6 protein-coding genes are annotated in these 5,694 nt (G+C 63.0%); 2 read left to right on the top strand and 4 right to left on the bottom strand.

Annotated elements, in window-relative coordinates; genetic code table 11:
* Together A2J03_RS16555 and A2J03_RS16560 are read left to right on the top strand one after the other, a co-directional pair.
* A partial coding sequence (locus tag A2J03_RS16555) for an HAD family hydrolase (RefSeq protein ID WP_156520425.1) occupies positions 1 to 396 on the top strand: 396 nt, incomplete at its 5' end.
* A gap of 35 nt (positions 397 to 431) precedes the next feature.
* Positions 432 to 2,708 carry a molybdopterin-dependent oxidoreductase gene (locus A2J03_RS16560; RefSeq protein WP_197480826.1) on the top strand — a complete coding sequence of 759 codons (2,277 nt, stop codon included), beginning with the start codon at positions 432 to 434 and terminating at the stop codon, positions 2,706 to 2,708.
* A 5-nt stretch (positions 2,709 to 2,713) separates the two neighbouring features.
* Here the strand turns inward: A2J03_RS16560 and A2J03_RS16565 are convergent, their stop codons facing one another.
* The 4 genes from A2J03_RS16565 to A2J03_RS16580 all read right to left on the bottom strand — a co-directional run.
* Positions 2,714 to 3,172 (bottom strand): MaoC family dehydratase, encoded by a 459-nt coding sequence (locus A2J03_RS16565; protein WP_068375978.1) that lies wholly within the window; start codon positions 3,170 to 3,172, stop codon positions 2,714 to 2,716.
* A gap of 66 nt (positions 3,173 to 3,238) precedes the next feature.
* A complete protein-coding gene (gene msrB, locus A2J03_RS16570; RefSeq protein WP_068375980.1) occupies positions 3,239 to 3,667 on the bottom strand; it encodes a peptide-methionine (R)-S-oxide reductase MsrB in 429 nt (142 codons plus the stop codon).
* Positions 3,668 to 3,685: 18 nt separating this feature from the next.
* Positions 3,686 to 4,933 carry a glycosyltransferase family 87 protein gene (locus A2J03_RS16575; protein WP_068375982.1) on the bottom strand — a complete coding sequence of 416 codons (1,248 nt, stop codon included), beginning with the start codon at positions 4,931 to 4,933 and terminating at the stop codon, positions 3,686 to 3,688.
* A gap of 46 nt (positions 4,934 to 4,979) precedes the next feature.
* On the bottom strand, positions 4,980 to 5,694 hold a 715-nt coding region (locus A2J03_RS16580), incomplete at its 5' end, for an alpha/beta hydrolase (protein WP_197480825.1).

A 5,694-nucleotide genomic window follows, 5' to 3' on the forward strand; every position in this document is an offset into this window, starting at 1 on the left:
GGCAGGGTCATCGATCCGTTCTGCTGGACTCCGTATCCGGACGCCGCCGAGGTGCTGAAGGTGCTTGCCGCAGCATCGATCCCGGTCGCGGTGCTGAGCAACATCGCGTTCGACATCCGACCGGCGTTCGAGCGCCTCGGTGTCACCGATCTGGTATCGGAGTTCGTTCTGTCCTACGAGGTCGGCTTCGTCAAACCTCAGCCCGAGATCTTTCGCTATGCGGTCGACAAGCTCGGTGTCGATGCGAGGCGGACTTTGATGGTCGGCGACAGCGACGAAGCCGACGGCGCAGCGCGGACCATCGGTTGTTCGTTCGCGCTCGTCGACCCGATCCCGACGCCTCAGCGCCCCACCGCGTTGCTCGAGGCTGTGGAGCTCAGCGGAATCACTCGGTGAGCCGGGTCGCAGGTCCCGGTCGGCACACCCAGCACATGGCGCACTGGGGCATGTTCAGTGCCGCGGCGGCCGACGGTGAAGTAGTCGACATCCGACCCCACGCGGGCGATTCGAGTCCATCACCGGCTCTGGGAAACGTGCCGGGATCGGTCAAGCATCGCTCCCGCATCACCGGTCCGTCGGTCCGTCGGGGGTGGCTGGAGAACGGACCAGGCCCGACCGATCGGCGCGGCAACGACGACTACGTGGCCGTGACGTGGGACGAGCTGACGGATCTGCTGGCCGGTGAACTCCGACGAGTCATCGACCGTCACGGCAACGAGGCGATCTACGGTGGCTCGTACGGATGGGCGAGCGCAGGCCGATTCCATCACGCACAGAGTCAGGTCCATCGCTTCCTCAACTGCCTCGGCGGATATACGCGATCGGTGAACAGTTACTCGACCGGCGCTACCGGGGTCATCATGCCGCATGTCATCGGCGCGCACTGGAAGATGTTCTCGCGCTCCACGTCCTGGAAGGTCATCGCAGCCGAGACCGAGTTGCTCGTCGCGTTCGGCGGTGTGCCGGCCAAGAACACCAGCGTCAATCACGGTGGAACGTCCGATCATCCGACGGAATCCGCGCTCGACGCGCTTCGGGCTCGCGGCGGCAAGATCGTCTCGGTCAGTCCGCTACGTGACGACATGCACGGCGCCGCGACGTGGCTTGCTCCAGTCCCGGGATCCGATGTCGCTGTGATGCTGGGGCTCGCCTACGTGTTGGTAGCCGAAAACCTGCACGACACAAAATTTCTCGACAGATACACCACCGGCTACGACAGGTTCGAGCGGTACCTGCTCGGTGTCTCCGACGGCGTTCCGAAGACTCCGGATTGGGCGTCGACGATGTCCGGAATCGCCGCGGATGTCATCGTAGATCTGGCCAGATCGATGGCGTCTCGGAGAACGCTGATCACGGTGACATGGTCGCTGCAGCGTGTGAAGAGCGGGGAACAGGCTCCGTGGATGGGGATCACGCTCGCATCGATGCTCGGCCAGATCGGCATTCCCGGTGGGGGATTCGGGCACGGTTACGGGTCGATGAACGAGCCAGGGCTGGGACCGGTGCCGTATCCGTTGCCGACGCTTCCGCAAGGATTCAACCCGATCACCGCGCACATACCGGTCGCCGCGATCGCCGACATGTTGCTCGGACCGGGTACCGAGTTCGACTACAACGGTCGACGGATGACCTATCCAGATATCAAGTTGGTCCATTGGGCCGGCGGAAATCCGTTCCATCACCACCAAGATCTGGGCCGCCTTCGACGCGCGTTCGGGCGGCCGGACACCATCGTCGTGCACGATCCGTATTGGACGCCGATGGCAAAGCACGCGGACATCGTCGTACCGTCGACCACATCGCTCGAACGAAACGACCTCAGCTGCACTCGAAACGATCCACTGCTGGTGGCGATGCAGCAGGCCGTCCCGCGCTACGCGGACTCTCGCGACGACTACGACACCTTCGCGGCAGTGGCTCGGAAGATGGGAGTCGCCGACGGTTTCACCGAGGGCCGGACATCGGGGGAGTGGATCGAGCATCTGTACGACCAGTGGCGCGGCTACCTGAGTTCGGCGAACGTCGAGACCCCGCAGTTCGACGAGTTCTGGCGGGCGGGTTCGGTGCGAATGGCCACCGAAGAGGACCTGACGTTGTTCGCGGACTATCGAGAAGATCCCGTTCGCAACGCCCTACGCACACCGAGCGGACGCATCGAGATCTTCTCCGAGGTGATCGACAGCTTCGGCTACCAGGACTGCATCGGCCACCCGGCATGGTTCGAACCCGTGGAATGGCTTAACGGCGAACGTGCGCAACACTTCCCGCTGCACCTCATCGCGAACCAACCCCGCACTCGACTGCACAGTCAGCTCGATCACGGCGCCACCAGTCAGGCGTCGAAAGTGCAGGGTCGTGAGCCCATCCGAATGCACTCCGCGGCAGCTGCGGCGCGCGGGGTCACCGACGGTGACGTGGTCAAGGTGTTCAACGATCGAGGCGCGTGCCTGGCGGGGGTAGTCGTCGACGACGGGATGCTCGACGACGTCGTCCAACTGTCCACCGGCGCCTGGTACGACCCGCTGGATCCAGCCGACACCAATTCTCTGTGCAAGCACGGCAATCCGAACGTCTTGACCCCCGACGTCGGGGCGTCGTCGCTGTCTCAAGGATCCACGGGGCAACACGTACTGGTGCAGATCGAACGCTACGACGAGGTACTCCCGCCGATCTCAGCGTTCGATCCGCCCACGATGACGAACAGGTAGGTCTCCTAGAACACGATTCGGCTGATGATCTCGGCCACCAAGGCCGGCTTGTCTTCGCCTTCGATCTCGAGCGTGCATGCGGCGATGATCTGGAGTGCGCCGCCCGACGCGTCCTCGACGGAGGTCAAGGTGGTCTGCAGGCGGACGTGCGAACCGACCTTGACCGGGTTGATGAATCGGACTTTGTTGGAGCCGTAGTTGATTCCGAGCTTGGTGTTCTCGATGGTGTAGATCGGCCAGTTCAACATCGATACCAGCGACAGAGTCAGGAATCCGTGAGCGATGGGGGCACCGAACGGGCTTTCCTTCTTCGCGCGCTCGACGTCGACGTGGATCCATTGGTGATCCCCGGTGGCATCGGCGAAGGTATTGACCCTCTCCTGCGTGATCTGGAGCCAGTCGCTCGTGCCGAGGTCCTCGCCGACGGCTGCTTTCAGTTGCTCTGCTGACGTGAAGGTGCGCATGGTTTCGATTATGCGCCGCACCGATGTGCCCTGAGTCACCGCCCGGCGAAACGATTCCGGTCGGAGCTACTCGGCAGGCTTGAGTACCAAGGAGATCGAGTTGATGCAGTACCGCTGATCCGTCGGCGTCGGGTAACCCTCGCCCTCGAAGACGTGGCCGAGATGACTATGGCAGTTCTTGCAGATCACTTCTACCCGTCGCATTCCGAGCGAGGTGTCCTCGTTCAGGATCACCGCATCGCTGTCTGCCGGATCGAAGAACGACGGCCAGCCGCAATGTGATTCGAACTTCTCGGTGCTGCGGAACAACTCGGCGCCACACGCACGGCACTCGTAGACGCCATCTGTCTTGGTGTCTGTGTACTCGCCGACGAACGGGCGTTCGGTGCCTGCCTCACGGAGGACGGCGTACTCCTCGGGCGTCAACTTCGCACGCCACTCCGCGTCGGTGTGCTGGATGGCGGGGGCAGGATTCTTGTCAGTCGCTGAACTCATGCCTCCACGCTAATACGATCAGCCGGTCTTCGTCGTCTTCCCAGCTCGAGAGTCTTCGAGCAGGTAATCGGGTTCGATTCCGTCGTCCAGGCGCCCATCCTGGCGCGCCGCCAAGTAGCGGCCGATGAGCACAGCGAAGATCACGATGATCAGAAGACTCCACCCGAATGTGGTCCGCATGTAGTCCAGGGCACGGCCTGTTTCGACAAAGCGGCCGGACAGCCATCGATCCGCATTCATGAACCCGTAGATGGCGAGCCACGCAGGCCAGTTCCGAATCAGGGAGTTCTTCAGCACCACGGTCATGAGCAGGGGGAACAGCATCATGGAGTAGTACATCTGGCCGAGCGATCCGAGCAGCCAGTGAGCAGTCAGAATCAGACCCGACGCCGTGGCGAAGAAGAAGAGCCGATCCTCGCGGCAGTACCGGTAGAGCAGCCACATCGATACGACGACCATGAGGCCCAATACGACGCGTATCGCGAGGAGCAACAGGTCGGGGATACCGTAGTAGAGACCGTTCCCGACTACGGCGCTGTTGAAGTAGTCACGGGTCTGGAGTAGGTACGGCAGCGTGCGATCGATGAAGTCCATCGGGTCGACGGAGAGCGGCCATGCGATCGCCATCATCACCACCGGGACAGCGATCGAGGTGACGAATACTCTCCACTGTCTGGTCATCAACGGCAGCAGCAGCAGCGGAGCGAGCATGGGCTTGATCGCGAGTGTCAGCCCCATCGCGACACCCGCGGACAAATCCTTCCGCTGCAACAGGAATCCGATGAACGCGACCTCGCCGAGCAACACGAAACCGTTGAAATTGGTGAAGACGAGGGTGTTCGTCACCGTCTCGCTGACGAAGGCCGCGAGCAAAAGGGCCGGGGCTGCAACCGAATCGAGACGAAAGCCGAAGATCCTGAGCAGGATGTACAGGGCAACGAGAATCGCGACCGTGCTGGCGATGATGAACAGCCAACGTGACCGTTCCGGATCGATGACGGCAAGCGGCGAGAGCAGCATCGTCGCGCTCGGCTGGTACAGGTAATGCGGATCGACGGAATCGAAATTGGCCGTGTAGACGGGCTGGCGGTTGAGGAATGCGAGCGCCGCGTTGTACACGGGGTTGAAGTCATTGGTGATGTCGCCGTTGACTGCCTTGATCACAACCCTGTTGATCACCGTCATGATGGCCAACGGCCACAGCGCAAATTTGACTACGTCAGCGGTGGACCGGCCGTTCCGCGGCTCGAGAAAGCTAAGTGACACCCGGGAACGGTACCTTGACCCTGCTCTACCGATCACCGAGACACCCTCAGGCCGGGCAGACGCTGCCGTCCGGCGGCAGTGTGCCGTCCTGCGCATAGGTCACCGCTGCGGACTGCACGCACTGCGAGCCGCCGAGTGCAGGGTGACCGGCGCCCTGCCATGTCATCGAAGCAGAACGGGTCCCAGTGGCTGCGACGATCCCGGTGACACTCGCGAAACCGCCGTTGCCGACCTCCGAGTCTGCAGCACCGCTGACAAGCAGAACCGGAATCGGCACCGTGGAGGGAAGGGGTGCCGCGGGCGCCGTCGGCCACGACGAGCACGTCAGCGCGGTCAGGGCCGCGTCGATTCCGAAGATCGGGTACAACTGCGCCCACGACGAACTCACGTCGCGCACCGCCTGCGGCGGCGGCCACTGTTGGCCGTCGGTACACCGTGCGACGAATTGACCGTCGGTTCCGTAGGCATCGGATGCTCTCGACGCGAGCTCCTGCAACGCGGTGGTGTCACCGGATCGTGCCGACGACAAAGTGTCGGCGAGTGCGAGAGCGCGCTGCGACGGATCTCCGGTGGACGAAGCCAGCGCATAGGCAATGCCGTCGAGCAGGCCGTGAGTCGATACGGGCGCGAGCGTGCCCGCGGCCGACTGTGCGACGAGATCGGCTACGGCTGCTCGTGGATCGTCTCCGAGCGAGCAGTCGAGGGCGACACACCGCCCAGCGAAGGCTGTGAACGCCGCTTCTCGACCCTGGGTCTTCTGC

Source organism: Rhodococcus sp. EPR-157 (genome assembly GCF_001647195.1).
GTDB lineage: Bacteria > Actinomycetota > Actinomycetes > Mycobacteriales > Mycobacteriaceae > Rhodococcoides.